Below are 3,453 nucleotides of genomic sequence, written 5' to 3'. Positions count from 1 at the left end.
GCACCGCCCGTATCCGCCACCGTGATGTCCACCGTCAGCGAGCCGTCGCCGAACAGATCGTAATCGTCGTATGTGTATGTCGCCTGATCGTTTCCTGGAAACGGCCCCGCGGTCGTTGCGGTCGTAAAATCGATCGTCACCGCAGCCTGCGCCCCGACGGCCATCACCAGCACCATGCCCATTGCTCCCGTAGTCCTCTTCATCCTTCGCTCCTTTTTGCTTTTTTTCCTTACAACGAAAGCGCCCCCTGGACGCTCCCTCCGCTACCGGCGGGAAAGAACCACCCTTTCCCAAGTTGACCATCAGAATGCCCGATCTTGAAATGCTGACTATCGGTCGTTTGTCCGATGGGATCGCCTGGCCGGCAAAATATCCAACGGAGGCAATTGCCTGTTTGCCTGCACCGCAAGCTATGCTAAAAAAACACCTATGCTCCGTTTCATAAAACCACTCGCCGCCGCAACGCTGTTCGCACTGCCTGCCTTCGCTGGACCGGCCGCAACCCCGGCGGCAACCGACCTGTCGCTGAACCAGCTCGAGCAACGGCTGGCCGCGATCGATGCCGAGCTCGCGGGGCTCGCCCGGCTCACGCTGCGCAGCGGGGTCGGGAACATTGGCTGGATCTCCAATCCCACCATGACGCCCCGAACCCCCGAGTGGGCACAAATCGACCTCCCTGAAAACACCCAAATCGACCAGATCACCCTGGTGCCCGTCCTCTGGTTCGATGCAGAGAAAGGGCCGCAGGCGGACGGCTTCCCCGAAGCGTTCGAAATCATTGCCGGGACGCAAGACGCCCCCGAAGGCGAGGTGATCGCCTCCATGGGTCCCGAAGACCGTTTCCTGCCGCGCGTCGCTCCGCTGGTGATCGATTTGCCGTCGACGACCGCCTCGTGGGTACGGGTGAACGCCACCCGGCTTTCCCCACATGCCAGAGGAGATGAAAAGTCCCGATTCAAACTCTCGGAAATCATGGTCTTTTCCAATGGACGGAATGTTGCGCTCAACCGTCCGGTCCAGGTCTCATCCACTGCTGGTGGCTGGGGTGCTGCCGCGATCTACCAAGAAGCGCTGGTCGACGGGTTGACCCCATATCTGATGGATGCCGCCGGTGAGGAAAAGAGCAATCCCTATCTCGTCACGAGCAGCACCGCGATCCCGTTCGCATTGACCATTGATCTTGAAAGCAGCCTCCGGGTCGACGGCATCCGCCTCCACGGTGCCGACGTAAACGAATATATCCCCCAGATCAACCCCACCGACTTCGGCATGCCGTACAGCTTCAAAGTCACGGGCGCCAACCGATCGGATTTTTCCGATGCGGTGCCCCTGCTGGATTATCACCGCGATTCGATCTATCAGGCGGGCAACATTCTCGAATGGCGGGTGGCGGAAACCGTCTGCCGCTACGTGCGCCTGGCCGTCCCGAAGGGCGCCTGGCCCCGCGATGCCGGCAATGAGGCGTTCTGCATCAGCTTGGCGGAAATCGAAATCCTTGCCGACGGTCTCAATGCCGCACGGGAAAAACAGGTGCAACTTCCAAAGAAAATCCGTTCGGGACAATACCTGCAGCATTCGCTGACCGACGGGCGGAACCATTTCGGAAAAATCCTGCCGATCCGCGACTGGATGGAGCAGCTGGCCCGCCGCCACGATCTGGAAAACGAGCGCCCCGGCGTGGCCGAAGAACTGAGCCTGCGCTATGCACGCCAAAAGAGCAATCTGCGGCGCATGTACTGGCTGGCCGCCCTGCTCGTTGCCGGAACCGTTATCATCGTGCTGATTGAACAGGTCGTCCGGCAGCGCACGGTTTTCCGGACCCGCGAACGCATTGCCGCCAACCTGCACGACGAACTCGGCGCCAACCTCAACGCCATCGCCCTGCTGGGCGATTATGCAAAAAACATCGTCGACCACGCCGATGCGCGCGAGCAGTGGGGCGAGCTGGTCGAAGTCGTCGATGAAGTCCGCAACCTCACGGAAGAGACCGGAATCACGGCCCGGCTCTGCACCAACCTGCTGGAAGCCACCGGCCTGCACGGCGATCTGGTCCAGGAAATCAAACGGTCGACGGCGCGGCTGCTGGCGGACATCGAACACGAGATCTCGTTCGAAAACACGGAGTTGCTCGACAAACTTGCCCCCCGCAGACGCATTGATCTGGCCCTGTTCTATAAGGAATGCCTGAACAACATCGTCAAGCATTCCGGCGCCAGCAAGGTCGAAGCACAACTGACCGGCGGCAAAAAGGGAATCGTGCTGCGCATCCGCGACAACGGCCGGGGGTTGCCGAGCGTCCTGCCGGCCTCGCTGAAACGACGGGCGCGGCTGATCGGCGGCAAAATGTCCGCCGAAACCCCGCACGAAGGCGGAACCTGCATCACGCTGCGCATCCGTTTCCGCCACCGTTTCGCCGCCGCCAGCCGATGGTCGACGCTCGGCAAACGCGACCGGAAACCGGACCTTCGACCCTGAACCTTTAACCCCGGCCCCAAAGGAAGCCCCCATGAAACGAAAAATCAAACTGATGCTGGTAGAGGATAGCCCGGCCTACCGCAAGGTCGTTGACCGAACGCTCAAAAGCGAAGAGGACATGGAACTGGTCTGCCAATTTTCCAGCGCGGAAGGCGCCCTGCGCAGCCTACAGGATCTTTCGACCCGCCAGGAACCCGATCTGGTCTTGCTCGACCTGCATCTGCCGGGCATGACCGGCATTGAAGCAATCCCCCATTTCCTCAGATCCATCCCCGACACCCGAATCATCGTCCTCACCCAATCCGGGCGAGAAGCGGACGTCCTTGCCGCCATTCAATCCGGGGCAAACGGCTATCTGCTCAAAAGCTCCACCCTGAACCAAATGAAGGCCGCGATCCGCGATGTCATCGCCGGCGGGGCCACCATCGATCCCGCCATCGCAAAATTCATCACCCAGGCCCTGCAAAAACGCCCGCCCAGGCAAGAGCCGGAATTCGAACTCAGCCAACGGGAGATCGAAATCCTGACGCTCACCAGCGAAGGGTTGCTCAAAAAGGAAATCGCCGCCAAGCTCGGCATCTCCCACCGCACCGTCGCCACGCACATCGAACACATCTACCAAAAACTCAACGTCCAGAATGCGCCCGCCGCCATCCACAAAGCCCATCGGGCCGGCCTCTTCCGGCACGACAACTGAGGATCCAACCCCACCAAAAAAGGCAACGGGCCCGGTGCGCCGAAACGACTGCACCTCGACCCGTTGCCCATCCCACGAACACGGAATGCGTTTTTTACGCGTTGTCGACCTTGTGGTGGATGGTGAACGTGCGCCAGCCGTAGAGGGCGATGACCACGAAGCAGATCAGCGGCAGCACGAACGAGGCGCGTACGCTGGCGAGCTCCATGAAGCCGAGGTCGATCGGCGGCAGGTCGATGATCCGGCCTTGCAGCGGCGTCATGATGCAGCCGCCGCCGATG

At 60.9% G+C, this 3,453-nt stretch carries 3 protein-coding genes and 1 pseudogene; 2 read left to right on the top strand and 2 right to left on the bottom strand.

Going from position 1 to position 3,453, the window contains the following annotated elements; translation table 11 throughout:
• The coding region (locus tag ABYO54_RS15495; protein ID WP_372809138.1) for a hypothetical protein at positions 1-203 on the bottom strand (203 nt) is incomplete at its 3' end.
• 226 nt (positions 204-429) lie between these two features.
• Here ABYO54_RS15495 and ABYO54_RS15490 point away from each other — a divergent pair.
• Positions 430-2,475 (top strand): sensor histidine kinase, encoded by a 2,046-nt coding sequence (locus tag ABYO54_RS15490; RefSeq protein WP_372809137.1) that lies wholly within the window; start codon positions 430-432, stop codon positions 2,473-2,475.
• Positions 2,476-2,506: 31 nt separating this feature from the next.
• On the top strand, positions 2,507-3,172 hold the full coding sequence (locus ABYO54_RS15485; protein WP_372809136.1) for a response regulator: 666 nt from the start codon (positions 2,507-2,509) through the stop codon (positions 3,170-3,172).
• 94 nt (positions 3,173-3,266) lie between these two features.
• Here the strand turns inward: ABYO54_RS15485 and ABYO54_RS15480 are convergent.
• Positions 3,267-3,453, bottom strand: a pseudogene (locus ABYO54_RS15480) (MFS transporter); the annotation flags it as partial.

The organism is Pontiella sp. (assembly GCF_041622395.1).
Classification (GTDB): domain Bacteria; phylum Verrucomicrobiota; class Kiritimatiellia; order Kiritimatiellales; family Pontiellaceae; genus Pontiella.
The sequence above is the reverse complement of the archived record's forward strand: the minus strand, read 5'-3'. Positions and strand labels throughout refer to the sequence as shown.

Bases quoted from the DNA above. Each gene is read 5' to 3' on its own strand.
- ABYO54_RS15490 (WP_372809137.1), top strand. From the start codon at position 430: ATGCTCCGTTTCATAAAACCACTCGCCGCCGCAACGCTGTTCGCACTG.
- ABYO54_RS15485 (WP_372809136.1), top strand. From the start codon at position 2,507: ATGAAACGAAAAATCAAACTGATGCTGGTAGAGGATAGCCCGGCCTAC.